This is a genomic window from Candidatus Poribacteria bacterium (assembly GCA_026702755.1).
Lineage (GTDB): Bacteria > Poribacteria > WGA-4E > WGA-4E > WGA-3G > WGA-3G.
In genome coordinates, this window is the sequence record JAPPBX010000096.1 from 111,517 (window position 1) to 137,467 (window position 25,951).

At 47.3% G+C, this 25,951-nt stretch carries 21 protein-coding genes; 10 read left to right on the forward strand and 11 right to left on the reverse strand.

The features are described 5' to 3' along the window. Window positions 1-155 precede the first annotated feature (155 nt). A complete protein-coding gene (locus tag OXH39_19425; GenBank protein MCY3552633.1) occupies window positions 156-353 on the reverse strand; it encodes a hypothetical protein in 198 nt (65 codons plus the stop codon). A gap of 625 nt (window positions 354-978) precedes the next feature. Here OXH39_19425 and OXH39_19430 point away from each other — a divergent pair. Then, a complete protein-coding gene (locus OXH39_19430; protein ID MCY3552634.1) occupies window positions 979-4,131 on the forward strand; it encodes a leucine-rich repeat domain-containing protein in 3,153 nt (1,050 codons plus the stop codon). Window positions 4,132-4,275: 144 nt separating this feature from the next. Here the strand turns inward: OXH39_19430 and OXH39_19435 are convergent, their stop codons facing one another. Next, on the reverse strand, window positions 4,276-5,289 hold the full coding sequence (locus OXH39_19435; GenBank protein ID MCY3552635.1) for a hypothetical protein: 1,014 nt from the start codon (window positions 5,287-5,289) through the stop codon (window positions 4,276-4,278). 258 nt (window positions 5,290-5,547) lie between these two features. Between OXH39_19435 and OXH39_19440 the strand changes: the two genes are divergently transcribed. The 5 genes from OXH39_19440 (at window position 5,548) to OXH39_19460 (ending at window position 11,426) form a co-directional block, all read left to right on the forward strand. Next, window positions 5,548-6,498, forward strand: a complete 951-nt coding sequence (locus OXH39_19440) for an aldo/keto reductase (protein MCY3552636.1) — start codon at window positions 5,548-5,550, stop codon at window positions 6,496-6,498. A 140-nt stretch (window positions 6,499-6,638) separates the two neighbouring features. Then, entirely contained in the window at window positions 6,639-7,574 is a 936-nt protein-coding gene (locus OXH39_19445; GenBank protein MCY3552637.1) for a hypothetical protein, read from the forward strand. 59 nt (window positions 7,575-7,633) lie between these two features. After that, a complete protein-coding gene (locus tag OXH39_19450) occupies window positions 7,634-9,802 on the forward strand; it encodes an ABC transporter substrate-binding protein (protein MCY3552638.1) in 2,169 nt (722 codons plus the stop codon). Window positions 9,803-9,980: 178 nt separating this feature from the next. After that, on the forward strand, window positions 9,981-10,973 hold the full coding sequence (locus OXH39_19455) for an ABC transporter permease (protein ID MCY3552639.1): 993 nt from the start codon (window positions 9,981-9,983) through the stop codon (window positions 10,971-10,973). Between the two features lie 51 nt (window positions 10,974-11,024). Beyond that, complete coding sequence (locus OXH39_19460) at window positions 11,025-11,426, forward strand: hypothetical protein (protein ID MCY3552640.1); 402 nt, start codon at window positions 11,025-11,027, stop codon at window positions 11,424-11,426. 35 nt (window positions 11,427-11,461) lie between these two features. Here the strand turns inward: OXH39_19460 and OXH39_19465 are convergent, their stop codons facing one another. Next, window positions 11,462-11,767: a cupin domain-containing protein gene (locus tag OXH39_19465; GenBank protein MCY3552641.1), complete on the reverse strand. Its 306-nt coding sequence runs from the start codon at window positions 11,765-11,767 to the stop codon at window positions 11,462-11,464. 419 nt (window positions 11,768-12,186) lie between these two features. Between OXH39_19465 and OXH39_19470 the strand changes: the two genes are divergently transcribed. Continuing rightward, the gene (locus OXH39_19470) at window positions 12,187-12,855 is read left to right on the forward strand and encodes an MIP family channel protein (protein MCY3552642.1); all 669 of its coding nucleotides are present in this window, start codon (window positions 12,187-12,189) and stop codon (window positions 12,853-12,855) included. 79 nt (window positions 12,856-12,934) lie between these two features. Here the strand turns inward: OXH39_19470 and OXH39_19475 are convergent, their stop codons facing one another. The 3 genes from OXH39_19475 to udk all read right to left on the reverse strand — a co-directional run bounded on the left by OXH39_19475 (window position 12,935) and on the right by udk (window position 14,969). Next, on the reverse strand, window positions 12,935-13,366 hold the full coding sequence (locus OXH39_19475; GenBank protein ID MCY3552643.1) for an Hsp20/alpha crystallin family protein: 432 nt from the start codon (window positions 13,364-13,366) through the stop codon (window positions 12,935-12,937). A 96-nt stretch (window positions 13,367-13,462) separates the two neighbouring features. Beyond that, window positions 13,463-13,909 carry an Hsp20/alpha crystallin family protein gene (locus tag OXH39_19480; GenBank protein MCY3552644.1) on the reverse strand — a complete coding sequence of 149 codons (447 nt, stop codon included), beginning with the start codon at window positions 13,907-13,909 and terminating at the stop codon, window positions 13,463-13,465. A gap of 397 nt (window positions 13,910-14,306) precedes the next feature. Further along, window positions 14,307-14,969, reverse strand: a complete 663-nt coding sequence (gene udk / locus OXH39_19485; protein MCY3552645.1) for a uridine kinase — start codon at window positions 14,967-14,969, stop codon at window positions 14,307-14,309. 862 nt (window positions 14,970-15,831) lie between these two features. Between udk and aroF the strand changes: the two genes are divergently transcribed. The 3 genes from aroF to OXH39_19500 all read left to right on the forward strand — a co-directional run bounded on the left by aroF (window position 15,832) and on the right by OXH39_19500 (window position 19,467). Beyond that, complete coding sequence (aroF, locus tag OXH39_19490; protein ID MCY3552646.1) at window positions 15,832-16,848, forward strand: 3-deoxy-7-phosphoheptulonate synthase; 1,017 nt, start codon at window positions 15,832-15,834, stop codon at window positions 16,846-16,848. A gap of 98 nt (window positions 16,849-16,946) precedes the next feature. After that, window positions 16,947-18,500 (forward strand): 2-isopropylmalate synthase, encoded by a 1,554-nt coding sequence (locus OXH39_19495; GenBank protein MCY3552647.1) that lies wholly within the window; start codon window positions 16,947-16,949, stop codon window positions 18,498-18,500. Between the two features lie 268 nt (window positions 18,501-18,768). Beyond that, window positions 18,769-19,467: a class I SAM-dependent methyltransferase gene (locus OXH39_19500; protein MCY3552648.1), complete on the forward strand. Its 699-nt coding sequence runs from the start codon at window positions 18,769-18,771 to the stop codon at window positions 19,465-19,467. A gap of 118 nt (window positions 19,468-19,585) precedes the next feature. On the opposite strand, the gene OXH39_19505 is transcribed toward OXH39_19500, so the two are convergent. From OXH39_19505 to OXH39_19525, 5 genes are all read right to left on the reverse strand, one after another. After that, window positions 19,586-21,073 (reverse strand): leucyl aminopeptidase, encoded by a 1,488-nt coding sequence (locus OXH39_19505; GenBank protein MCY3552649.1) that lies wholly within the window; start codon window positions 21,071-21,073, stop codon window positions 19,586-19,588. 13 nt (window positions 21,074-21,086) lie between these two features. Beyond that, entirely contained in the window at window positions 21,087-21,398 is a 312-nt protein-coding gene (locus tag OXH39_19510; GenBank protein MCY3552650.1) for a cupin domain-containing protein, read from the reverse strand. Window positions 21,399-21,502: 104 nt separating this feature from the next. Next, window positions 21,503-21,901: a VOC family protein gene (locus OXH39_19515; protein ID MCY3552651.1), complete on the reverse strand. Its 399-nt coding sequence runs from the start codon at window positions 21,899-21,901 to the stop codon at window positions 21,503-21,505. Window positions 21,902-22,105: 204 nt separating this feature from the next. Continuing rightward, a complete protein-coding gene (gene fdhF / locus OXH39_19520) occupies window positions 22,106-24,820 on the reverse strand; it encodes a formate dehydrogenase subunit alpha (GenBank protein ID MCY3552652.1) in 2,715 nt (904 codons plus the stop codon). A 40-nt stretch (window positions 24,821-24,860) separates the two neighbouring features. Further along, on the reverse strand, window positions 24,861-25,934 hold the full coding sequence (locus tag OXH39_19525; GenBank protein MCY3552653.1) for a BMP family protein: 1,074 nt from the start codon (window positions 25,932-25,934) through the stop codon (window positions 24,861-24,863). Window positions 25,935-25,951 lie beyond the last annotated feature (17 nt).

Consider the following 25,951-nt stretch of genomic DNA (forward strand, 5'->3'; position numbering starts at 1 on the left):
TCGCCACACACGACAGAAATCCACACCTACTTTGAAATGAAAGTAACGTTAGAAAAGAATTTTACGTGCTTCTTCTCATAGAATAACAGTGATACACGTATTGTTCCTTTAAGGCTCTGTTTTTCGTGTACACGCGTATCTGGTATTTCGTTTGGTCATTGGACAGCCAACCGCTCCGAAACCGCGTTCTGCGTTGCTGCCATAGCACTCCGCAGTGAATGGAAATAATTCCGCTCGGCTCTCTTTATCCGTTCTTTATCGCCTTCAGTGCGTGCTGCTACGAGGGTTTCCCAGTTTAATGCCAGCATACGGTTTGATTTCTTTAGCACTCTCCAATACGCTTCTGTAGTCATTATGTCTCTCCTTATGCTATTGGTAGTGTTTTGCCTTAAGAAGATAGCGCACCGTTTCTCTTCGCACTACACTTCTCCTTCTATAAGAATAGAAACGTTAGACTACAGATTCAGGTTTCAAATGCCCGCTGAAATTTATGGTGAGGTTCGGAAGGAAATCCCACCTTCCATCCTGCCAACTTTCCAAAGCATTTTGTCGCGTCCTCTGTTAGGTTGCGCACAAGTCTTTTGCGCCATAAGTCTCATCTTCCGCCACGTCTGATATGAAATAGGCATCGGAGAGGTCTTGGGAAAAGCCGCGTCAATCGCAAAGTGTTAGATAAAGTCATTATTATTTTGTTATTTATAGCAAAAAATATGACCTAATACAACATTCGCATAAACCTTTATAATAATTGACTTTATCACAATTTTTAAGTTAATTAAAACCGAGATTTGTGATACTCTATACTATTAATAATATTAACCTATGTGAAAATATGAAGTTTCTAATTTTGGTGTCGCATGACACAACAAGACGCTAAGAAGTGATATTTTCCAAGTTCTCAAGGATATGGAGGAGCCGCGAGTCTTACGGAAAGTACTTCACTTGAAAAAATTTAAAAATTGAAAGGAACTGAAAACTATGAAACGTTTTTACACACTTTGTGTTTTTTTACTCGTTCTGAATAGCTTGCTTCTAAGTGCTTATGCCCAAGACAATGGAGTAGAGAATGAACCACCGGATCCTGCTACATGGATGCCGGATGCGAATCTCAGAAATGCAGTGAGGACTGCGCTTCATCTCAACGCAAACGAACCCCTCACACAACAGAAACTGCTAAACTTGAATCTCCTAAATGCTCCTCAGCTCGGGATAACGGATCTCACGGGTCTGGAATATGCCACGAACCTCAGCAAGTTATCGGTTGGCGGGAATCAGATTAGTGATCTCACACCTCTGGCGAACCTAACGAATCTAACAAGTCTGTATATCGGGGGCAATCCCATCAACGATATCAACCCCTTGGCACATCTAACGAACCTCAAACGATTGAAACTGCGTTGGACTCAGATTACTGACATTCGTATATTAGCCGATTTGGTAAATCTTACATACCTACGTCTTGAAGGCACTCCGATTACAGATACGTCCCCGCTTTGGAACCTTCCCAGCCTGAGTGATGTTGACATTGAGATACCGAGTCTCATCCCTGATGCCAATTTACGGGCGGCGGTGCGGACAGCATTAGGTATAGAGACGAACTTGCGCATCACAAGAGACGCAATGAAAAGCCTAACAACACTGAACGCCACTCAGCTCGGGATAACGGATCTCGCAGGTCTGGAATATGCCACAAATCTGACCCACCTATATATCACGAACAATCTTATCAGCGATATCAATCCTCTGGCATACTTAACGAACCTCAGAGCGTTATCGATTGGCGGGAACCAGATTAGTGATCTCACACCCTTGGCGAACTTAACGAATCTAACAGGTCTGTATATCGGAGGCAATCCCATCAGCGATATCAATCCCCTGGCACATCTAACGAACCTCAGGCGATTGGGAATGCGTTGGACTCAGATTACTGACATTCGTATATTAGCCGATTTGGTCAATCTTAAGTATCTACGTCTTGAAGGCACCCCGATTACAGATACGTCTCCGCTTGGGAATCTTCCCAGTTTGAGCGATGTTGATATTGAGATACCGAATCTCATCCCCGATGCCAATTTACGAGCGGCGGTGTATGCAGCATTAGGTATAGAGCCGAACTTGCGTATCACAATAAACGCAATGAGAAACTTAACAACACTGAACGCCACTCAGCTCGGGATAACGGATCTCACGGGTTTGGAATATGCCACGAACCTCAGATCGTTATCGGTCGGCGGGAATCAGATTAGCGACCTCACGCCTCTGGCGAACTTAATAGGGTTAACGAGTTTGTATATGGAAGACAATCTCATCAGTGATATCACTCCCCTTGCAAACTTGACAAATCTTAGGCAATTGGGAATGCTTCGGAATCAGGTTACCGATATTAACGTCTTGGCAGGTTTGGTCAATCTTGAGTATTTACGTCTTGCGGGGAATCCGATTACAAATCCGTGTCCGCTTGAAAATCTTCCCAACCTAACCGATGTTGATATTGAGATATCCAGTTTCATCGCCGATGCCAATTTACGAGCGGCGGTGCGGACGGCATTAGGTATAGAGGGAAGCACATGTATCACAAGAGAGGCGATGCAAGACTTAACAACCCTGAAAGCTGCTCGGCTCGGGATAACAGATCTCACGGGGCTGGAATATGCTACGAATCTGACCCACCTATATATCACGAACAATCTTATCAGTGATATCGCTCCCCTGGCATATCTAACGAACCTCAGAGTGTTATCGATTGGCGGGAATCAGATTAGCAATCTCACACCTTTGGCGAACTTAATAGGATTAACGGGTCTGTATATGGAAGACAATCTCATCAGTAATATCAATCCCTTGGCAAACTTGACAAATCTCAGGCGGCTGGTAATGCCTCGGAATCAGGTTACCGATATTAACGTCTTGGCAGGTTTGGTTAATCTTGAGTATTTACGTCTTGCGGGGAATCCAATTACAGATACGTCTCCGCTTAGAAGTCTCCCTGGGTTGACGGATGTCGATGTTTCTATCGCCTCCCCACCGCAACAGGAGAATCCACAGCCGCAAGGCGAATCAACTCACTTTGATATGGATCCGCCCCAAGATGATCGGCGACAAGACGATAGCGGCCAGTCCCAACAGCAACAATCGCCAACGATTCCGCAACCACAGTCAGGGCAACAGCAACAATCGTCAGATCCTGAACCACAGTCAGGACAACCACAACAACCGTCAACGGATCCGCAAACGCCAACGAATCAGCAACCACAACAACCGATAACGAATCCACAACCGCCAACGAATCAGCAACCACAACAACCGTCGACAGATCCGCAAACGCCAACGAATCAGCAACCACAACCGCCAGCGAATCAGCAACCACCAGCACTTCCACCATCAGAGCTCCGGCAACTGCCACCAGTGCTTGAACCCGAACCCGAACCTCCACAGGCACTACCGCAACAGCAACAACCGGAAAACGAAGAGGAGGAAGAGGACGACGAAGAAGAAGACGAAGAGGAAGAGGAAGAGGAGAGGGACTACCAAGCAGAATGCGAAGCACAAGGGGGACAGTGGTTCGATGGAGTCTGTGTCCGTCGTCCGACACCGCAGGAACTTTGCGAAGCACTCGGGGGAACATGGGATGAAGATAGCGAAACCTGTGACGGCGTGGAAGGCTGGGCCCCGTCCTATCCTAAAAACGTGTTCCTTTTGGATCGGATAACGCTTGAGCAGTTGGACCCGGCGACGTTAGAGGCACAACTTGACATCTGGTTCGCCGAAAGCGACGGGTCTGTCCTATACCTACGATCCATTGCGTTGCTTGAAAACGTTTTGGCTACGAGGCGTCCAGATAAGACGCACCTGCTTCCGAACTATCCCAACCCGTTTAACCCGGAAACTTGGATACCGTATCACTTGGCGAAACCCAGTGAGGTCCAGATCACTATCTATGATACGCGCGGCACCGTTGTACGCCACCTCAATCTTGGTCATCAGCAGGAGGGGTACTACACAAGTCGGAGCCGTGCGGCATATTGGGATGGATGCAACGATATTGGTGAAAAGGTGTCCAGCGGCATCTATTTCTACCAATTCCAAGCGGACAATGTTTCACTTCTCCGTAAAATGCTCATCTTGAAATAGGCACAATGCGTCTTTGCCTTCATTTGTTGGCGAGGGGATCCTCTATTATTGGGAAGGGGATCCTACCTCGCCTTATCCAAATACATTTTCCTTTCCAGTGGCGAGGTTTCCGAACCTCGCCTACTGATCGCTGACTGCTATCCTCTAACGGATCCGATACCGTTCAACAGCGTCCATATCAAGACTGATACCCAACCCTGGTGCATCCGATAGGTTGATTGCACCATTCGAGAGATCCATACTACCGCCAGAGAGGTCATCAACGCGGATGTGTGGAAGTTCGTCAATCGGCATTGTACAGTTCGGCAGCGTACATGCGATATGTGCCGCGAATGTCGATGCAACGCATGAACCGAAGGCGAAGATCTGCACCCAAATCGGTAGATCCGCCGCTTCGGCAACGGCAGCACTTTTGCGGAGACCGGCGACATTCCCGCCCATGTTGACCGCATCCACCGCACCTGCAAGGATATTCTCTAAAATCCCCGGCGGTGCCCCCAGATGACGGGCAACTGGAACCTCGACCTGTTCCCGCATTTGACGATACCAAGACAAATCCTCAAATCGTATTGGGTCTTCATAGACTTCGATGTTATAAGGAAGCAAATCCTCTGCGAGTCGTAGTCCGGTCTCCAGATCACCGAATTCCGTGTTTGGGTCAACGCGAATCTGGAAATCGGGTCCACACGCTTCTTTGGTTAACCGCGCTGTTTCGACGATAGTCGCCTTCCGAGCCTTGAGTTTATGCACCCGAAAACCCATGTCCGCAGCACGTTCTGCTTCTGCCGCTGTCGCTTCTGCTGGCATCGGCGGTGACCAATAAGCGAGTTCAACGCTATCTCTGTGTTTCTCGCCGATGAATTTATGAGCGGGTACTCCCAATGCCTGTCCTGCTAAGTCGTAAAAGGCACACTGGAGTGCAAATGACTCGGAGGCAAGATCAATATCCCAAAGGTTCTTGCCGACATATTTTTCGGCGATTCCATCGGCTTGGTCTGTAATATCACTATTCAGAGAATTGCTCTCACCCAATCCTGTCAGCCCTTCATCTGTATGTACCCAAATCAACGTGGTCGGATAATCCATGCCCGAATGTTCCTGTATCGCAGGAATAAAAGGGATGGAGATGGTCCGGTATTCAAAACCTGTGATTTTCATCGGTTTCCCTCCAATCTTTGGTCTCTAATGGTTGAAATTTTATGCGATTCATCCGATTGGTGTCAAGTGCTTTTCTGGTAAAATCGAAAGCGAACCTGTTTCAAAAGGTAGGTATATTTTCATATCGCCCTATAATCTCCTAACGCCACCCTATTTTCTTCTGGTTTTTAGATTGAGAATTTGCTATAATTTTCCTATATCTCGTAATTACAAAGGGCGCGACCTGTCTGCCCATATAAAATAAGGAAAGTATTCGTAATGAAACACATAAAGATTCCTGGCGTTAGCAAAGACATCTCACAGTTAATTCTGGGTACCATGATGTTTTCGCCCGTAAAATTCGACTATAGCACCGAAATGCTCGACGCATTTTTTGAAGCGGGTGGAAATGCCCTCGACACAGCACACGGTTATGGCGGTGGCGATAGCGAGATGCTCATCGGTCTCTGGATGCGGCAACGCGGCAACCGAGATGAGGTGTTTCTCATTGATAAGGGAGGGCATCCACAAGGCAGAGTGCCTCGCCCGCGTCTCTCCCCTGAAGAGTTAAAAAGCGATCTCGATGAAAGTCTCATCCGGCTCCGCACCGATGCCATTGACCTTTACATGCTCCATCGCGACGATCCTGTGATCCCTGTTAGCACGATTATTGATTATCTGAACGACGAGATTGGTGCAGGACGCATCCGAGCTGCCGCCGCTTCTAATTGGCAGCCGCAACGCATCATTGATGCTAACACCTACGCCGCCGAGAACGGGCTACAGGGATTTGTTTCTTGTAGTAATAACATTAGTCTTGCTGTGCCGATGGAACCGATGTGGGGGGGTTGCGTTTGCGTTGACGATGCCGCGCGTGAATGGCATAAAGGGAGTCAGTTTCCGCTGATGCCTTGGTCTTCACAGGCACGTGGTTTCTTTAGTGGTGCGTTCACACCGGAGAACCGAGACAATGGAGATATGGTACGCGTCTATTATAATGACGACAACTTTGAAAGGCTTGCCCGCGCAGAGAAACTGGGCGAGAAATACGGCTATTCTGCAATTCAGGTTTCCCTCTCATACTGCTTGAACATTCCATTCCCCGTTTTTCCGATTGTTGGACCGGCAACCTTAGCGGAGATGGATTCTTCTGTTGGTGCCATTGGGCTTGAACTCTCCGATGCCGAAGTGGAATGGCTCAACTTAGAAACGGATACGAACCCCCTATGAGAACTCGAATTTTTTTGATATTCCTCTGTTTCCAATTCATTCTTCTCCCACTCGGTTTCGTGCAGGAGAGCTGAGGCGCGTGAAGCAATCCCGCAATTCCACGTGGCGGGATTGGTGAAGTCAGTTTGACTTCAGGAGAGATGAAGAGATTTCAGAGCTCTTTCAGTATGATGCGGTGGTTCGATGCCCAAGGTGGACACTTAGAAACAAAGGGTATCTCACCAGACAGGAAAGTAATAGATGTCCCGCTTCATCGACACCACGTTACATTGAATGTTTTCCGTGTTGATGTTGGCTTGAAGTATCACCTCAGTTCTCGGTGGATACTGGAAGCAAATGTGCCTTACGAGACCAAAGTCCAAGAGGCAACGATTGAAGAAATTGAACCGGTTACACAGACAGAACTGGAAGCGATTATACGCAACCGGGACAATCATCACCGAAATGAGACCTACAGGGGACTCGCCGACACAGATGTTCTCTTGGGATATCATACACGTGGTCTTTTTAAGGAAAGTGATTTTGTAATAGGTCGTATCGGAACGACAATTCCGTTTGGCCAGACTGAAGAAGATCCTTGGAAATTAGGAGATGCAGGACTTGAGCATCTCCATATCCAATTTGGGACCGGTACCTTTAATCCGATGGCAGATTTACATTACAGCCTTCCTCTTTACAAAGGTGTGGGCGCGAGTGTTAGTATTCGCGGAAAGTTTCCGTTCTATGAGAACAACAAAACCTATCGTGGTTCCAGAGAACTGACTTACACAACCAGTCTAAATTACCGTCTTAATAATTGGCTCTCGTTCCAAGCAGGTTATTTTGGCTTTTATCAATCTTACGCGTATTGGGCAGGGGAGCAGGATATCAATACTGGGCTCCGTTTCAGTATGGCATCTGTAGGCGCGTCAGTCGCAACACCCTACAATATTCCATTGTCTGTGAGAGTGATGCTACCCTTGAGCCAAGAGACGCTTTATGATGATACGGATGCTTTGTTAGATGGTGTCTATGAGGAGAGCGATGCTTTTAAGTTCGGTCCTTTGGTGTCGTTAACGGCTCTGTATGCATTTTAGGGTTCCATCCTTGTCTATTGAGGAAATATCGCGAGCAGCGTTCACTCCTAAAGGAAGATATGAAATTACCGAAACGTCAGCGCACGTCGCAGGACATCAGTTTTAAGGTGTTGTTTTCAAACGAATGTTGCATAGTACTAATAGTGCTTGCACTTTTAGTCGGTTGTGGTGTGCCGAACAATCCATATCCGAAGTCTGAGCGGGATAAAGAGATTTACTATAGCACATTCGATGAAGAGCCAAAACACTTCGATCCGGCGGTCTCTTACAGTTCAGACGAATACAGGTTCATTCAACAGATTTATGAACCACCGTTGCAATATCATTACCTGAAGAGACCCTACGAATTGATTCCGTTGACAGCAGAGGCTGTGCCACAACCCCGTTATTTTGATGCCGATGGACAGCAGTTGCCGTTAGGTGCTCCTGCGGCATCGGTGGCGCGTGCGGTTTATGAAATCCGTATTCGACAGGGGATTATGTATCAGCAACATCCCTGTTTTGCGAAGACTGAAAGCGGCGAATGGCTTTACCGCAATTTAACAAGCGCGGATGTTAAAGGCTTTAAAGAGGTTAAAGATTTTTCGATGACAGGCACGCGTGAGCTCGTTGCCGCTGATTATGTCTACCAGATTAAACGCATGGCGGATCCAAGTGTCGCCTGCCCTATTCTCAGTACGTTGAAGGACTATGTCCTCGGTATGGAAACATATTCAGCCGCTGTTGCTGCAGGACAAAAAGACGCGCCATTTCCCGGTGTCAAGGTCGTGGATCGTTACACCTATCGGGTTATCCTCAAGACGAAGTATCCGCAGTTTGTCTATTGGTTGGCGATGCCGTTCTTTTCGCCGATGCCCAAAGAAGCAATTGATTTTTATAGTCAACCGGTTGTCGAAGATCGAAATATCACGATTGACAGGTTTCCTGTAGGAACGGGAGCCTATCGGATGGAAACTCTCCTCGCACATAAAGAAATTGTTCTCGTCAAAAATGAAAACTTTCGGGTAGCACGCTACCCATCAAGCGGGGAACCCGGCGATAGGGAAGCCGGACTTTTGGATGACGCATGGGAAGTCATTCCGTTTATTCCAAGAGTCGTCTACAAATTAGAGAAGGAATACATTCCGCGTTGGAATAAATTCTTGCAAGGCTACTACGATAGTTCTGGCATCTCTTCCGATACGTTTGACAGTGCGGTTTCTTTCAACGATACGGGTGATCCTGCTGCAAGTGAATCAATGAAAGCAAAGCGTATTGTGCTGCGCACCAACGTTGAACCGACGACGAGATACCTCGCTTTTAATATGTTGGACGATACCGTTGGTGGATACACTGCAGAGAAACAAAAACTTCGCCAAGCAATTTCCATTGCCCTCGATTATGAGGAATTTATTGAAATTTTTATCAACGGACGCGGTGTAAGTTCTCAGAGTCCTGTTCCACCCGGTATCTTCGGTTACGAAGCAGGGGAAGTTGGCATTAACCCTTATGTCTATAATTGGGATACCGAGACGCAGCGTCCGGTTCGGAAATCTATTGAAGAAGCACGGCAGCTTCTCGCAGAAGCCGGCTACCCGGGTGGGCAGGATAGTAAAGGGGATCCGCTCGTTGTCTCTTTTGATAACGCATGGAACTCCGCAGGTGCCACAGCATACTTAACATGGATGCGAAATAAATTAGAGCAACTCGGCATCACAATGGAGAGCCGCACCACCGATTACAACCGGTTTCGCGACAAAGTAAAAAACGGTAACTTCCAAATCATCTCTTGGGGATGGCACGCTGACTACCCTGATGCGGAGAATTTTCTATTTCTTCTCTATGGGCCGAACGGCAGAGCCACCCACGGTGGCGAAAACACCGCTAACTACGATAATAAAGAATACAACCAACTCTTTGAGCAGATGAAAAACATGGAGAACTCACCAGAACGGTTAGAAATCATTCGCAAGATGAACCATCTGCTTCAACAAGACGCACCGTGGGTCTTTACCTATCACCCTGTTGCTTTTGGGTTGTCGCATCAATGGGTGAAGAACAGCAAGCCGAGTTCTTTAGGCGGGGGGACGCTCAAGTATCTTCGCATTGATGCCAGTCAGCGATCAGAAAATCGTCTGGCATGGAATAAACCTGTTGTCTGGCCCCTGTGGGTATGCGTCGCGGTCCTCATTTTAGGCACGATTCCAGCTGCAATCACAATTTGGAAACGGGAACGAGGAACCTCTTAGCTGCGTTCTTTTTGTTGGCGTGTTTTCGACCACGCTTCTTTTCAGCGAGGCAACTTTTTTGTAGTAAAATCCAGAAATAAGAGGGCACTTTGGGAAACACAAAACACTTCACCACCGCTGGCGAGGTTTGGAACCTCGCCTTTCCACAATGTCTAATTAATTGTAGGTTTTACTATAAATGATCACTTATATTGTCCGACGAACCCTTTATGCGATACCAATTTTAATCGGCGTGAATCTTATTGTGTTTTTTCTGTTTTTTATTGTTAATTCACCCGATCAGATGGCGCGTCGGATTCTTGGTGAAAAGAATATTACACAGGAAGACGTTGACAATTGGAAAAAGCAAAACGGCTATCACCTCCCCCTTTGGTTCAATGCTGAAGCATCTGGAACCGCGTCTTTTACGGAGACTATCTTCTTCGAGAAATCGGTTAAACTTTTCTTCTTCGACTTCGGGACATCAGATGCCAATAACATTGATATTACATCACAAATTTCGCAACGAATGTGGGCAAGCCTCGCTATTGCCCTGCCGACCTTTCTGGTCGGTGTTCTGGTAAATATCACTGTTTCGATGATTGTTGCGTACTACCGAGCAACTTATGTCGATTTCTGGGGCACAATCATCGCGGTAATCCTTATGTCCGTCTCCACGCTCTTCTATATTATCGGTGGACAGTGGGTATTCGGGAAGATATTACGACTCTTTCCGATCTCTGGATACGATTCCGGTGTAGACATGCTGAAGTTTGTTATTCTGCCGGTGGTTATTGGCATTATTGGCGGGGTCGGTGGGGGTATCCGTTTTTACCGGACGATATTCCTTGAAGAGGTCAATCGGGACTATGTGCGCACAGCGCGCGCAAAAGGATTGAGTGAAGCGGTGATTCTCTTTAAACATGCCCTGAAAAATGCGATGATTCCGATTCTGACGAATGTGGTTTTGGTGATCCCCTTGCTTTTTATGGGAAGTTTGGTGATGGAGGCATTTTTCGCGATTCCAGGACTCGGAAGTTTTACGATAGAAGCCATCCATGCCCAAGACTTCGCGATTGTGCGAAGCATGGTCTATCTCAGTTCTGTGCTGTATATTATCGGTTTGTTACTGACGGACATCAGTTACACGCTGGTGGACCCGCGCGTTCGGCTTGGTGCCGCTGCCTCGTAAATTTAAAATATGGTTTCACAAAATAGAAGTTATCAAATTATGCAGGGAATAATGAGTCTCGTATTGGGATGCTTCAGTATCGGTTTACTGATAACATTCCGGCATTCAGGGTATCCGAGCGCGATTCTCTTCGTCTTTCTGGTCGTCGGACTTGCGCTAATCTTTTCCGGCGATTATCTTCTCAATCTTTTCAGACTGCCAGTCACACAGCGGAAGCAGGAATTGGCGAGTGATATTGGTCTCATCGCTTATGGACTACTGTATTTTGGCATCGCTATGTCGAAACTCTTACAACCCCGTTGGTTAACCTTCCATTTACCAGTCTTTTTACAACCGATTTGGGTGCGACGCGGATTAGCAGGCATCGGGATTGTCCTAATCGCTGCGGGTATTTACGGCATTTATAAATTGTATTCAGAAGGCTTGCCGGTAGAATCTTCGGAAGCAGAATAAGCGTGGTTAAAAACCTCACCTGATTACAACTGAATTCATTTTGCAATAATCACAGCGTAGCGGAGCGGGATCTCACCGACGTTGCGTATACCGTGTAAAACTTGACAATCGACATGGACGGCTTCGTTGTCGCTCACACGGTGCGTCTGCTCTCCAAATAGCACTTCACCTTCGCCAGAAAATACATAGAAAATTTCTTGTCCGTCGTGTGTATGCGGTGGATGCGCGCGTTGCCCAGGTCCAACTTCTGAGATGTGAAGATGGAGTTGTTCTCGGTCTGCCCCTGCTTCAAAGATAAAGCGGTTAATGCCTTTAATATCCTTTCTAATTTCCTTTTCCATGAGAAATTTCTCCTTTTGATATTGCTTACGAAACAGTATTGCTCTAAAAATTTGGGAATTAATGTAGCATGTACACGAAGAATTGTCAATTTGCAAATCAAATCACAAAGGTGTGTAGGTGTTTTTGCTTGGGTGTTTCTGCGGATTTCTCTTAGGTTGAACGGAGATCTCCTAAAAATCACACACAGCACAGATTTTTCTTTGCTTTTCCCTAAAAATATTGTATAATGTTAGTCAGATATGGTCTTATAATTTAATAATTGACATAATAACGAAAAAAATCAACTAAATTATAACCTCCGTTGCGAGTTGTAAGTCTAAGCGAAACCCAACATCTCACTTTTATTAAACTCAAAGATTAGTGTTCGGTAAAGTAAGATTCATCTGATGGTTCAATTTCAAATTCAAAAGGAGATTTCATGAATACGAAGAACTTAGTTGCCGAATTTATCGGTACTTTCGCGCTGATTTTTATAGGTGCTGGCGCGCTGGCGATTACTCAAGCGAATTTGGTGGGCGTTGCGCTTGCCCACGGTTTGGTGATTGTAACATTTGCTTATGCTTATGGACACATCTCCGGCACACATATCAATCCGGCTGTGACGCTTGGCTTGTTGGTAGCAGGTGAGATCGAATTCGTGGCAGCGATCGGCTACTGGATTGCGCAATTTCTTGGTGGAATCCTGGGGGCAGTTGTGCTTAACGCCGTGCTACCGAATCCCGGCGATCTGGGTGTAACAATTCTAACCACCGAGGCGAATGGTGGGGCTTTTACGGTTACTGCAACGCAAGGACTCATCGTCGAAATCGTACTCACTTTCTTCCTCGTCAATACCATTTTCAATACTGCTGTGAGTGGGAAAGCGGGGAATTTCGCAGGATTGGCTATTGGACTAACGTTGGTTCTTTGCATCCTGATGGGTGGTCCATTGACACGGGCTTCGCTCAATCCCGCGCGGACGCTGGGACCTGCCATCGTCAGCGGTAACTATGCGGACATCTGGCTCTACTTTGTGGGGCCCCTCGTAGGCGGAGTTCTCGCCGCACTTCTCTATATCGGTGTTTTGAAAGACAAGGGAGAGGCGTAGCGCGTTTATTATCGGCAAAAAGAGAAGGCTGGCACATTCACGCGCCAGTCTTCTTTTATTTTTTGCTATGGTAAATGTATTAGGATACAGTTGTGATAGGGACTTCGGTCGGTTTCGCAGCTTCCGCTTTCGGGATGGAGAGTGTCAACACACCATCGCTGAATTCGGCTTTGATGTCGTCCGTTTCCACTTCCGGTGGGAGTGCGAATTTCCGTTGGAAGTTCCCATAACGTCGCTCGACTCGGCGATAGCTTTGGGTGTCGTCCACCTTTTCCTGTCGCTTTTCGCCGCTGAGGGTCAAGAGGTTATCTTTGACGGAAACATGGAGATCGTCCTTTGCGACTCCGGGAAGCTCAGCGCGAACTTCAAAGTTGTCTTCCGTTTCTGAAACATCAACCGAGGGTGCCCAATTATATGCGCTTGTATCGGTTTTGACACGTATCGGTGCGAAGAAAGGGCTGTAAAACCCAAACGGATTTCTTGTCGGTTTGCGTAAGGTCAAATAAGTCATTTTTGTTCTCCTTTTATGTTTCATCGGTCATTGTGTTGTTGGGAGTATGCCCCGTGGACTGTTATCTATCAGACGGGGCATATCCGAGTTGTTAGCTTACGAGTTTGTCGCGATCGGGATCTCAGTTGGCTTTGTGACTTCCACCTTCGGGATTTCAAGTGTCAAAACACCATCCGTAAACCCGGCTTTGATACCGTCGGTCTCGACGTGTCTCGGTAGCGTGAAACTCCGCTGGAAGCTGCCGTATCGCCTTTCAACACGATGGTAACTTTTCCCTTCGCTCTCTTCCTCTTGACGTTTTTCGCCTTTGATAGTGAGGAGATTATCGGTTACGGAAATATTGATGTCGTCTTCAGAAACTCCGGGGAGTTCCGCGCGAATTTCAAACCCATTTTCTGTTTCACAAATATCAGCTGTGGGCATCCAAGCGGTATTATCTGTTTCATTTTCGCTTGAACCCAAGAGGTCACCGAAGACTCGCCCCATTTCGTTGTGGAGGCTGAACAGGTTTCTCATCGGTCTGCGTGTCGTTAAGTAAGTCATTTTTTTCTCCTTTTGAATTTTGTTTCTGTAGATGTTAGTGCAAGTTCCATGCCAAATAGGTTGCAAGTTTTATGCCAATCTTTTTTCAGGTACTTTAAGGCTACTTGCCTTCCTGTTTGCATATAGAGCAAGTTCCGTGCCAAAGTTCTTCTACGCAACGCTGGTAGGGATTTTACCTAAGCGCGTGGGTTTCTCTGAACAGAGTAGATGCGGTTTTCTAACCGCATCGGTTATTCTTTTGTCTGTAGGGGAGGTATTTATTATAGCAGGATTCACAAAGATTCAGGCGGGAAGCAGTTCGCCAAATTGGCACAATTCTTGCCACTGTGGCATTGCGTGATGTCAAAATGACTTTGGTAGATAATGCGGGTAAAGGCGGGCGCGCGTTCCGCGACTGTTAGCTGCTAAGATGACCGATTTTCCTTGATTCAATTTGATCACGGATTCCGGCGACAAGTGTATACAACGCAACCGGATTTTCGTCTTGGAACGGGATAATCAGATCCGCATACTGCTTGCAGGGTTCAGTATAGACAGGAAAATTAGGGAGGACATCGCGGCGGTACCAGTTAATAGCCCACTCCAGATCACCGCCGCGTTGTGCAACATCACGGAGCATCCGTCGGAGGACACGCTCATGCGCATCTACATCAAGGAATAGTTTGATGTCCATCAAATCGCGTAGGTCTTCACTCCAAAAAATGAGATGCCCCTCCACAATCACGACCTCGCTCGGTTGCACACTCGCTTTCTCGTCGTTGCGTTGCGCAGCGCGGGTACCCGGTGTCGGTGTCTCGATAACATTGCGCTCTCGGAGTTTTTTGATGTCTGTAATAAGGGCATCCCACAGGACGGCATCTGGGTGATTCGCGGTGATGACGCGTTCCCGTTCTGCTTCTGAGTATTCCGACCAATCGCGAAAATACGAGTCTTGGTTTAGCACGACAGGCGAGAATTCCGAGAGTTGTTCCGCTAAAGCACTCGCAAACGTTGTTTTCCCAGAGGCGGAACCGCCCATGATCCCAACAGTGATAGGTGTAGCGTGTTCTGATTTCTGCATAGTTTTCTCCATGTTGTCTTTCTTTTCCTATCTTAGCGGATGTAGGTTCTGGAGTCAAGATTATTTTCCGTATTCATCAGTAGAAAGGAAATCCGATTTCCGACTCTTAACCGAAAACTGAGTACTGAAAACTGAGTACTTCTTACAAAAAAGAAATTTGACTTGAAAAAGAAATTATGTTATTATATAACTAAAGTAAGTTCTGAAGGTCCTGTAGCGCGCGGCTCAATCTCGTATTGTAAACCTTGTGCTTATACCGAAAAAGATGTAAACGCTTTTTCACAAACAACGTCTTAAGTTATAGGAATATATGCTTCAATGGCACAATTTGCTTTCGGAACCTTAAACGTAAATTTCTTTGTTACCCGAATTTTTAGGAATTTGATAATGCAAACGCTTGAACCCAACACCACTACAGCACAGATAACTCATGGAGGGATTGCTCCGGTCTCCTTACGGAGCGGTACTCTCAGCGCATGGCCACTTTTTACGCAGCTTGCAAGCAAAAACTTGCTTTTAGCAGGCGTGTTTGGGTTATATCTGTACGTGTATTTTTATTTTTACGGCAACGAGAGGTGGTGAAGGTTCGTAGGCGATGCTATTCTAACCGATTGATTATCACCACCCAGCGTTGAAAATTTTCGATGTTGGGTAATTTTTTTTAACCGAATTTAATGTGGGACAGAGTTACTTTTCGGTGTATTGGTTGCCAGTCATCAGGCAGGGACTATTGATAGACTCTTGTGGCAGTTACAAAATTTGTTAATACCACAAGTTGCTCTTTACCGACTGCTGAAAACTGATGGCTGATTGCCACTCTTCCGAAAACTTGCTATTAAAGAGGCGGAGGTAGTTGAAAAGCATGGTAATCGTTACCAAGACTGATGCGACACAAGCAGATATCGATGCTGTTGTCAAACGGATCGAAGGTGTGGGATTGAAAGCCCAAGTCTCGACTGGCGAGCGACACACTGTCATCGGTGTCATAGGAGATAAAACGTTGCTTGGTGATATTCCGATAGAGTCAATGTCCGGCGTTGAACGGACAATGCCGATTACAGCACCGTTCAAGTTAGCAAGCCGTGAGTTTCGGGATGAACCCACGGTTATTGCGGTGAACGACACAAAAATTGGTGGACGGCAGGTGCCGGTTATCGCCGGTCCGTGTGCAGTAGAAAGCACGGAACAGATCGTGACCATTGCACAGCTTGTTGAAAAAGCAGGTGCGAGTTTCATCAGAGGCGGTGCCTTTAAACCGAGAACGGGACCCTATAGTTTCCAAGGTTACGGTGAAAGCGCGCTCAAAATGCTGGAAGCGGCGAAAGCTGAAACCGGACTCGGCATCGTCACAGAGGTTATGACACCGCATGAAGTGCAACTCGTCGGTGAATATACAGACATGTTCCAACTCGGTACCCGGAACATGACGAATTTCTATCTATTGCGTGAAGTCGGACGCGCACAGAAACCGGTGATTCTCAAACGCGGAATGTCCGCGACGATTGAGGAGTGGCTCCTCGCCGCCGAGTATATCCTCGCGGAAGGGAACCCGGATGTCATTCTATGTGAGCGCGGTATTCGTACCTTTGAAACGCATACGCGTAACACACTCGACTTGAACGCTGTCCCCGTTATTCACGAACTGAGCCACTTGCCTATTATTGTCGATCCGAGCCACGGCACGGGTATCAGGAGCCTTGTCTGCGATATGACGAAGGCATCTGTGGCTGCAGGAGCAGATGGGTTGTTACTTGAGGTGCATCACGATCCTGATCATTCAATGACCGGAGACGGAGCGCAATCCCTCTTCCCAGATCAATTTGAGACATTGATGCAGGAATTGAAACAGATTGCTATCGCTGTTGGTCGTGAAATGTAAGGAATAGTTATCAGTCGTCAGTTTTCAGTTAAGAGACTTCTTGAAGAGTGTAACTGATAACTCTTCTTCTGACGACTCTAAATTGGAGGAAAAGAGCCTTGGACAATGTTGAAAATAGCCAGCAGAAGGTTTATATTTTTGATACAACACTCCGCGATGCTGAACAGACCCCCGGTGCTGCACTCGGTATTGAGGAAAAGCTGGAGATTGCCAAGCACCTTGCCAAATTAAATGTTGATGTCATTGAAGCCGGATTTCCGATTTCGTCACCGGGGGATTTCGACGCTGTCAAACGGATAGCGAACGAAGTCGAGGGACCGGAAATTTGTGGGCTTTCTCGCGTTGTGGAGAAAGACATTACTGCGGCGTGGAAAGCCATTGAAGATGCCCCTCGCGCCCGTATCCATACTTTTGTTGGAACATCACCGATACACATGGGTCGTATCACGCGCACAACGCCTGAGGATACGCTCCGAATGGCAACCGACGCAGTCGCCTACGCAAAGAGTTTGTGCGAAGTACACCCGGACGCGAATGTCGAATTTTCACCGATGGATGCTGGACGGACGGAATTAGCGTTCCTCTATGAGGTCGTTGAGGCGACAATCGCTGCAGGCGCAACTGTCGTCAATATCCCAGAAACTGTTGGATGGACGGTGCCGACAGAGTTTGGCGATTTGATTAAAGGCATCATGGAGAACGTACCGAATGTTAACGATGCTATTATTAGTGTTCACTGTCATAACGACCTTGGGTTAGCCGTCGCAAACAGTCTGATAGCAGTTGAGCAAGGTGCGCGTCAGATAGAATGCACAATCAATGGACTTGGTGAACGTGCGGGGAATACCTCGTTGGAAGAGGTCGTCATGGCGATCCGAACCCGGCGCGATTATTTCAAAGAATATTATACCGACATTAACGCGAAAGAAATTGTCCCGATCAGTCGGCGTGTGAGTCGTACAATGGGTATTGCCGTTCAACCGAACAAGGCGATTGTCGGCGCGAACGCTTTTGCACACAGCTCAGGTATCCATCAAGATGGTATTATCAAGTCGCGTGTAACATTTGAAATTATTGATCCGAAAGAAATTGGATGGAAAGAGAGTCAATTGATTCTCAGCCCACGTTCGGGACGCAATGCACTCAGGCACCGACTCAGCGAACTCGGCTACGAAGTGGACGCTGAACAACTGGATAAGGTCTATGAAAGATTCCTGAGGGTCGCTGATAAAAAGAAAGCGGTGCAGGATGCCGACCTTGAGGCGATCATGAGCGATGAGATTCGCTCAATTCCTGCTGTTTATGAACTGGATTATATCCAAGTCGTCAGTGGAACGAGAATCTCACCGACAACGACGGTCGGTGTTCGGACGGAAGACAAGGTGATTGAGAAAGCGTCAACTGGTGATGGCCCCGTTGATGCAGCGTTTAAAGCGATTGGTCAGATTGTCGATATCCAACTAAATCTCATTGATTACCAGATCCGTTCTGTAACCGAGGGTGAAGATGCCATTGGTGAGGTCTCGCTGAAGGTGCAGGATAACGGGAACATCATCACAGGACACGGTGCCAGCACAGACATCATCGAGGCGAGTGCCCGCGCCTACATTCACGCTGTTAATAAACTAATTCAGATTCGATCTGAGGGATAATGTTTACAAGTTCAATTTGGCGGAAGGGGTTACTAAAACCTCTTTCGCCATTTTTTTTCTCTGGTGGGAGGGACTTTGAATCGCGACTTGTTCTATAAGATCGAAAATTCCAAATATTCTTGTTAAGGTTAGGATTTTACAATTTTATGCACGCTTTCGCTTTCAAATTACGTCATTAATAATTGAAAGGCTATTTACTCGTGATTTAAGTAACAATTACGTACCGCTCTCAATTAACATTAGCAATGGAAAGTGAGAAGTAAAAATCATGGCTAATTTAGAAAATCTATTCAGTACAGTCAAAACGAGTTTTAACGCGCCTCACGAAGTCAGTCTGCGTATCAAAGAACAACACGAAGGGCTATCTAAGCCAGAACGGCGAATGCTTCAGTTTCTACCGCAAAAATGTTGTATATTGGACATTGGATGTGCAACCGGCAGGGCATCAATTGCACTTGCTAAAGAAGGTCATGTTGTTACAGGCATAGATGTTGCTGAGCGACTCATCGAAGAAGCGAGAGTAAACGCCGCGGAACAAGAACTCACAATAACCTATCAGGTTTGTGATCCTGCGACGCTACCATTTCCAAATGAAGTTTTCGATGCGGTGCTGATGTTGAAAACATACTGTTACGTTCCCAAACGTCGGAATCGAGTTGCGTGGCTGAACGAGATTGCCCGCGTGTTGAAACCTGAGAGTTGGCTCTTCTTAGTTCAGTATTCCATTGATGGAATACTCGACAACTACGACTCGATTCATGAGGAGAACCAGCAGCGTTTCTCTGATGATATCCTTGAAACTTTAGAGGAAGGAGATGGCTTTTCGACGCATGAGATCCCGACATTTATCCACTATTTTATGGAGGCTGATCTAACGGATGAGTTAGTAACTGCCCCTTTTCAAATTGTGGATTCCTTTCGGGAAGATACGCTATGCCACTATGTCTTGAAAAGCCGACTTGGTTAGGGACATGTCTAATACCAATTCGATTTTTATGATGTTTCCAAGTCTATATTCTGAACTTAAAGAAACCGAAGTTTTAACTCGGAAACATCATAAGACTTTCTGCCTTTCATTTCAAAAACTACCAATCTTCAACTAACTGCACCAACAACCGCACACCGTAGCCCGACGCACCTTCAGGGATGTAGCTGGCACCTTTCATGCCCCAAGCAGTGCCAGCGATATCGAGATGCACCCACGGGTAACCCTCTGCGAATTTCTTCAGAAACGCCCCACCTGCGATTGTGCCTGCACCACCATCGCCGATGTTCTGTACATCTGCGACCTTGCTTTTGACCCCTTCATCGTAATCGTCCCAAAGCGGCAATTCCCAAACGCGCTCGTGTGTCTTTATAGCTGCCGACTTCACTTTCGCCATGAGTTCTTCATCTGTCCCCATCGCCCCTGCTGCGATATGTCCTAAGCAGGTAATTACGGCACCAGTGAGTGTGGCTAAGTCGATAACGCCTTTGGGGTTATACTGTGCTGTCCATCCGAGGGCATCCGCCAACACCAACCGTCCTTCTGCGTCAGTGTTGAGAATCTCAATAGTTTTGCCACCGTAGGAGGTGATGACATCACCAGGCTTAACAGCGGTACCACTGGGCATGTTCTCGGTTGCGGCGACCACACCAATAACACGAACATTGGGTTTGAGTTGACCGATTACTTGCATCGCTCCTATTACCGCCGCGGCACCTGACATATCATGTTTCATCTCATGCATGCCGCTGCCACTTTTGAGCGAGATACCCCCTGTGTCAAACGTAATCCCTTTTCCGACAAGCACGACCATGTCTTGCCCTTCACCGTCAGGCGTATATTCCAGAATGATAAACCGCGGCTCTTCGGCACTTCCTTGTGCGACGGCGAGAAGTGTTCGGAACCCTTTTTCTTCGAGGGTTGCTTTGTCAAAAATTTCGTAACTGAGACCTGATGTTTCTGCCACCGTTTGTGCTTTTTGAGCGAGTTGTGTCGGTGTGAGATAGTTCGCTGGCTGATTACTTAGGTCACGGGCAAGGAGTGTGCCTTTGGCTATCGTTTCCCCGCGCTGCGCAGCATTTTCTATCATTGCTTTGCTCTGTTCACTCTCAGCTAAGAACGTAATGGATTCAAGCTTCTTTTTTTCGTCGTCATCGTCGCTATCTGTTTTATGTTCATTGAACTGGTAGAGTGCGAGAAGGGTCGCCTCCGCTGCGGCTTGAATCATTTCAGGTGTGGCTTCAATCGGGATCGGAATCGCTGCGGTGCTTAATCCCTTGTCGCGAATTGTTCGTGCGGCATTACCGGCTGCCTCACGGACTTTCTCAACAGTGAGGTCATGATATTCACCTAAACCGACCAGCAGCACACGAGGGGCAGCTATCGCTCCATTTGTATAGATCCAACAAGTGGTTTTGTGTTTGCCTTTGAAGTCCCCAAGATTCATAACTTCGCGAATGCGCCCACCGAGTGCTTGTTCTATATTTTGGAGAGGCGCGCTATAGAAATCCGGATTTTCCAGTATACCGATGGCAATGACATCGCTCTGCTCTTGGGTAAACGCACCCGTTTTGACGGTAATATTCATAAATACTCCTTTTTTAGTTGTTGCGTTTTCGCATTCCCGTCAGGACGAGCAAGGGTTCTTTACTCGTGACGGTGATCGAATGATAGGTATTCGCAGGAACGTCCATCCGGTCACCAGTTTCAACGTTACCCTGTTCATCGGCAACCTTCACGTCAGCGGTGCCAGATAGGACACAGACAACTTCATCTTGGGTATGGATATAATCAAGGTAAGCACCCCCCGGACGACCTGTCCATTCATAAGCATTGAAACCTTCGGATTGCAATTGTTGTTTTAAAGCGTCAGCATCTGGGTGCTGTTCTGACCAGCGCGATTTCCAATTCATGAAGCATCTCCTTGGTTGGTTTATTGGTGAGAGATTTCTGTGGATATTATACCATTTCTGAAATTATATCCTGCACTCACGCCTCATATCAAAATGAACCACCCTCACTCAATTTCTACGATCTGAATATTATTTCCGCAAGTATCATCGAAAACAGCAAAAATTGTTGTTCCTATATCAGTAGGTTCTACACTGAATTCGACTCCAAGGTTGATTAATCGCTCATATTCTTTCTGAACGTTTCCTACACTGAATTGAGTATATGGAAGCCCTGCATCAAATACAGCTTTTTGATACGTTTCGGCGGGTTTAAAATGGTTATCAGATAATGGTTCTAATAAAAGTTCAGGCCCGTCTTGTTCTTCTTTTGATACTACCGTAAGCCATCTGTCCCCATTTTCTAAGGGAATGTCCCTCTTCTTGACAAATCCCAATTTTTCAGTATAAAACTTTAGGGCACTTTCCTGATCTTTAACGAAAATGCTGGTTACTCTAATTTTCATAATGTTATTTACCTCGAATTCGCCCGATGAAGCGAACATTTTTTACAATTTCACTTAAACTTGCTTAAATGAAAATTTTAGAATTTAATTCGGTTCTGTCCTAAACGGCTCTTACCCTTAACCATCAACGCGAAGAAACACCCAAGCAAAAACCCTCCGTTATAAATGTTAAAGCACGAGTTGATGGTTAAAACTGAAAACCCACTAAAGTGGCTCCAACCGCACCGGACACACTTTTAATTCAGCCGTGTGCGTAATCGGATCATAACCAGAACCTGTCAATAGATTGACCGGCACATCTGCGAAGCTAAAACTGGCGAAAACGGTCCCACTGGGCGAACGGTTCGTCGCTTTCACTTTGATCGTGATACTCCCGCGTGCACTACTCATTTTGCACCATTCTCCATCCGTTAAGTCCCATTTTTCGATGTCAGTGGGGTTAACTTCCAGGGATTCCTCCGATAGGAGGTAGTCGATCCCTTGTGCTCTGCCTGTCTGTGTACGGGTATGATAAGATTGCAAGCGTCTCCCCGTTGTGAGCCAGACTGGAAACTCTTCGCTGATCGTCTCAGCAGGATCCCGGTAATGCACATTGGAAAAGATACCACGTCCGTTTGTGAACGTTTCTTCGTGTAGCCGCGGCGTGCCTGGATGTTCTTTATGCGGTACGGGCCACTGATTGTTTAAGATGTCCGTGGCACCCTTGTCAATGCGTTCCCAATCTAATCCAGCATAAATCGGTGAAAGTTGACAGAGTTCGTTAAAGATCGGTTTCGGCGTATCGAATTCAAAACCTTTAAAACCGAGGCGTTGTGCGATTTGACAAATGATCCACCAATCCGGTTTCGCTTCACCGGGTGGTGGGACTGCGGCGCGCATCCGTTGGACACGACGCTCAGTATTCGTACAGATCCCGTCCGTTTCACCCCATGCGGTCGCGGGCAGCACCACATCGGCGAGTTCGGCAGTTTCGGTGAGGAAAATGTCAATAACCACGAGATGTTCCAACGAACGAAGCGCGTGCTCACAGTGCTCTCGATCAGGGTCTGATAGCAATGTGTTTTCACCATCAATGAGCATTGCGTGGATGCTGTCACCGCAGAGATCCAAGGCAGTGACTTTGGTAATCCCCTTCTCTAAGTCAACCTCTCTGCCATAAGCCGCTTTGAACTTCGCCTGATACTCTGGCTCTGTAACGGCTTGGAAACCCGGATAATTATTTGGCAGTGCGCCGCTGTCCCCTGCGCCTTGGATGTTATTCTGCCCACGCATCGGGTTGATACCTGTTCCTTCTCGTCCGACATTACCGGTCATTAGCGCAAGGTTACACAAACTCTGGACATTCTCAACGCCACAGATATGTTCCGTGATTCCGAGTGTATAGTAGATCGCACCTCTGTTCGCAGTGCCGTACCACATCGCCGCCGTTTCAATGTCTTTCGCTGGCACACCTGTGATCGTTTCTGCCCATTCTGGTGTCCATTCGCTGATGTGTTCAAAGAAGTCATCAAATCCTGTCGTGCGTTTGTTGATGAAATCTTCGTCAATCAACCCTTCGCGGGCGATCACGTGTGCCATACCGAGAAGCAATGCAGTGTCCGAACCGACGCGGAGCGGTAGATAAAGATGAGACATCTCCGCCAAGCCGATGCGCCTTGGATCTGCGACGATAAGTTTCGCACCGCGGGCGACTGCCTTCTTAAGCCCCGTCGCGGCAACAGGGTGGCATTCCGTCATATTCGTGCCGATGCAGAAAATAACATCCGGCTTCTCCATGTCAACCAGCGGGTTAGACATCGCGCCACGTCCGATTGTCGCTGCCAGACCGGCAACGGTCGGGGCGTGTCAGGCACGGCTGCAATTGTCAATGTAATTCGTCCCGAACCCTGTACGGATAAACTTCTGCATGAGATACGCCGCTTCACTGGGTGCGCGTCCAGAAGCAATCCCGTAGATGCTATGCCTCCCGTGTTCAGCATGGACGTTCCGAAACCCTTCGGCGACTCTGTCGAGTGCCTCTTCCCATGTGGTTTCGTGGAGTTCGCCATCGTCGCCACGGATGAGCGGGGTTTTCAGCCGGTCGGGATGTTGAACGAAATCGTAAGCGAACTGTCCTTTGACACAGAGCGCGCCTTGATTTGCAGGTCCGTCCATTGCGGGATGAATGCCGACGATCTTTTCGTTTTTCGTTAGCATATCAACGGAACAGCCGACACCGCAGTAGGGACAAATGGTGCGTGTTTTCTCAAGTGTATCGTCGGTTACCTCGTTAATTGCACGGAGTGCCTTCTTGTCGGCAAGTGCGCCGGTCGGACAGGTCTGGATACATTGCCCGCAGAAGGTACAGGCAGAGTCCTTGAGAAGACCATCAAATTCGGTCGTAATCTGTGTATGGAAACCGCGGCTCATGACGTTGATCGCATGGTCACCCTCTTGTTCGGCACAGACACGGACGCACCGATAACACGAGATGCAGAGTTCGTAATCTCTGAGAATGAATGGATTGTCATCATCAGTCTTGCTCGTACCAGATGTTGTGCCTGTTATGCCCGTACTGTTAACACCGTATCTGTTGCGGAGGTCGGCGAGTTCACCAGATGCATAACCGCGCAATGGTGACACATCGACTTCACGATTCTCACTAACCACCATTTCCAGCAGCGTCTTCCGGTATGCCTCTATTGTATCAGTTGTTGTTCGGACGACCATCCCTGCTGTCGCTTTCGTTGTGCAGGATGCTACCGGATTTCGCGCCCCTTCTAACTCAACAATACAAAGACGACATCCACCGAAAGGCTCAAGCCTTGGGTCGTAGCAGAGCGTTGGAATCTCTTTTTGATGACGTTCTGCGATTTCAAGGATCGTTTCACCCTCGGAAAAGGCAACTTCAACACCGTCAATTTCTATTGTGTGCGTCATGATGTATGCTCCAAACACAGATTTTCACATTTTGCAGAGCCTATTCTTCAGGCATCGCGGTGAAATCAGTTTGCGGTACTTCTAATGTGCCCGCGAGGATTTGCAGCCTCGCCTCTTCAATCTTTTGCTGCACTTCTTTGGGGACCTGATCCTTTAGTGCTGGGTTATAGGTCAAAGCGATTGCGCCGTCAGTTGTCATTGTGAAAACATAGAGTTTGGGTTCAAAAGTCCCTTCCTTGACAGCTGTCGCGAGTTGTACGTAGGCCCTCGGTGTAATGACGGCATTGGCAAGCACTGCACGAGGCGAGACAGCAGTTTGATCTCGGTTGGCACCGAATGCATAGACGGTCTTGCCAGCGTCTTGCGCCAAGACGACTGCTTCAAACACACCGATTCCCGCCTCATTCGCGTTGTGAAAAATAAAGTCAACGCCTTCATTAATCTGCGCAAGTGCCAGTTTCCTTGCCTTGGCGATATTTTCCCAGTCTCCCACGTATGCGCGTTGCACGACAGCGTAGGGATTAACGCTTTTCACGCCCCCTTCAAACGCCATAAACGTGCTATTACCGGACGGAAGTTCCTGCCCACCGATAATACCGATCTTGTCTGTTTCGGTCATCATACCGGCTATCATTCCCAAAAGATACGTAGCTTGTTCAAGCCGAAAGACGATCGGTGAGACGTTCTCGCGAATAGCCCCACTCGCTCCGGCGGACGTGATAAAGACGATTTCAGGGTAGTCTTGTGCAACCGCTATCGCTGCTTCCTGATATTCATAGCCGTGCCCGAAGATGAGGTGGTATCCTTGCATCGCATAGGCACGAAAATCCGCTTCCCAATCCGAGGGAGTTAAACTTTCAACGTAACTGACTTCCGCTCCTAATTCCGTTTCAATCGCTTTTAATCCGTCGTGTGCCAAGGCGTTCCATCCTTGATCGCTAATGGAACCTGGCAGAAGCATACCTACCTTGAACGTTTCCGATTCTGGCGCGTGGATAATTTTGCTGCTATCCTGAAGCCGCTCACAACCTAACATGAATCCGATTGCGAAAAGACACAAATGTACGGTATAGATTGCAATGCTATATCTTGATTTGCAAGATATATGTTTCACGCAACTCCCCCTTTGTA

What these genes read in the sequence shown, in the direction of transcription:
- aroF (MCY3552646.1), top strand. Translation starts at nt 15,832, where the DNA reads ATGGTAATCGTTACCAAGACTGATGCGACACAAGCAGATATCGATGCT.
- OXH39_19470 (MCY3552642.1), top strand. Translation starts at nt 12,187, where the DNA reads ATGAATACGAAGAACTTAGTTGCCGAATTTATCGGTACTTTCGCGCTG.
- OXH39_19440 (MCY3552636.1), top strand. Translation starts at nt 5,548, where the DNA reads ATGAAACACATAAAGATTCCTGGCGTTAGCAAAGACATCTCACAGTTA.
- udk (MCY3552645.1), bottom strand. Translation starts at nt 14,969, where the DNA reads ATGCAGAAATCAGAACACGCTACACCTATCACTGTTGGGATCATGGGC.
- OXH39_19510 (MCY3552650.1), bottom strand. Translation starts at nt 21,398, where the DNA reads ATGAATTGGAAATCGCGCTGGTCAGAACAGCACCCAGATGCTGACGCT.
- OXH39_19425 (MCY3552633.1), bottom strand. Translation starts at nt 353, where the DNA reads ATGACTACAGAAGCGTATTGGAGAGTGCTAAAGAAATCAAACCGTATG.
- OXH39_19475 (MCY3552643.1), bottom strand. Translation starts at nt 13,366, where the DNA reads ATGACTTATTTGACCTTACGCAAACCGACAAGAAATCCGTTTGGGTTT.
- OXH39_19450 (MCY3552638.1), top strand. Translation starts at nt 7,634, where the DNA reads ATGAAATTACCGAAACGTCAGCGCACGTCGCAGGACATCAGTTTTAAG.
- OXH39_19430 (MCY3552634.1), top strand. Translation starts at nt 979, where the DNA reads ATGAAACGTTTTTACACACTTTGTGTTTTTTTACTCGTTCTGAATAGC.
- OXH39_19480 (MCY3552644.1), bottom strand. Translation starts at nt 13,909, where the DNA reads ATGACTTACTTAACGACACGCAGACCGATGAGAAACCTGTTCAGCCTC.
- OXH39_19500 (MCY3552648.1), top strand. Translation starts at nt 18,769, where the DNA reads ATGGCTAATTTAGAAAATCTATTCAGTACAGTCAAAACGAGTTTTAAC.
- OXH39_19465 (MCY3552641.1), bottom strand. Translation starts at nt 11,767, where the DNA reads ATGGAAAAGGAAATTAGAAAGGATATTAAAGGCATTAACCGCTTTATC.
- OXH39_19505 (MCY3552649.1), bottom strand. Translation starts at nt 21,073, where the DNA reads ATGAATATTACCGTCAAAACGGGTGCGTTTACCCAAGAGCAGAGCGAT.
- OXH39_19460 (MCY3552640.1), top strand. Translation starts at nt 11,025, where the DNA reads ATGAGTCTCGTATTGGGATGCTTCAGTATCGGTTTACTGATAACATTC.
- OXH39_19515 (MCY3552651.1), bottom strand. Translation starts at nt 21,901, where the DNA reads ATGAAAATTAGAGTAACCAGCATTTTCGTTAAAGATCAGGAAAGTGCC.
- OXH39_19455 (MCY3552639.1), top strand. Translation starts at nt 9,981, where the DNA reads ATGATCACTTATATTGTCCGACGAACCCTTTATGCGATACCAATTTTA.
- OXH39_19445 (MCY3552637.1), top strand. Translation starts at nt 6,639, where the DNA reads ATGAAGAGATTTCAGAGCTCTTTCAGTATGATGCGGTGGTTCGATGCC.
- OXH39_19435 (MCY3552635.1), bottom strand. Translation starts at nt 5,289, where the DNA reads ATGAAAATCACAGGTTTTGAATACCGGACCATCTCCATCCCTTTTATT.